The following is a 598-nucleotide window of genomic DNA, read 5'->3' on the forward strand; positions in this document are numbered from 1 at the left end:
GGTGAGGGACTCCGTCATTTCGCTCGATGTTTTCAATGATCCTAACCGCGTCTTGCCGGAACGCGGACAGCCGGTTTCTCTCGGTTTCTCGCATGACAACCTGCTCGTGCTGGACGAGGACGCCGTCTAGGAGCGAGACACTTTGCGGTCAGGTGCAAGACTGATGAGGTCTAGCGGTCAAACTCCTTCGTCTGCTCCGCCTCCTCGAACATTTTCCCCAATCCGGTCGGCACAAGAATGAGGGACCTGTCCTTCGGGTCGTAGTTCTCTGCCAATGTGAACGCTTCCGAAATCATCGTTTCAACGTCTTGCCGCAGCATCGTCACATCGAACGGAAGATACGCTGCGAACGGGTCCCAGTCGAAGCAACCGACTACCGCCGATTTCCATGCTGTCAGCGGCAATGTTGCCGTGAACTGCACGATCCCTTCGAACGCGGTAATCGAATTTAATAGCAGACCCGCGGGAAGTCGTCCGAGCTTCGCGTAGCGATTTGCAAGCGCGCGCCTGGCAGCGGCAGCGTTATACCCACAACATTCGATCGCGTCTCTTGCTGGTGACAGGCCGCGCGCTTCAAACGCATCTCTGAAGCCCTGTC

The 598-nt window shown here is 56.9% G+C and carries 1 protein-coding gene and 1 pseudogene; one reads left to right on the forward strand and one right to left on the reverse strand.

The genetic code is table 11. The features are described from left to right. Positions 1-130 (forward strand): annotated as a pseudogene (locus AWB67_RS42935) (ABC transporter ATP-binding protein); the annotation flags it as partial. 40 nt (positions 131-170) lie between these two features. On the opposite strand, the gene AWB67_RS39175 reads toward AWB67_RS42935, so the two are convergent. Then, a partial coding sequence (locus AWB67_RS39175) for a type 1 periplasmic-binding domain-containing protein (RefSeq protein ID WP_510183527.1) occupies positions 171-598 on the reverse strand: 428 nt, incomplete at its 5' end.

The organism is Caballeronia terrestris (assembly GCF_001544515.1).
GTDB classification, from domain to species: Bacteria; Pseudomonadota; Gammaproteobacteria; order Burkholderiales; family Burkholderiaceae; genus Caballeronia; species Caballeronia terrestris.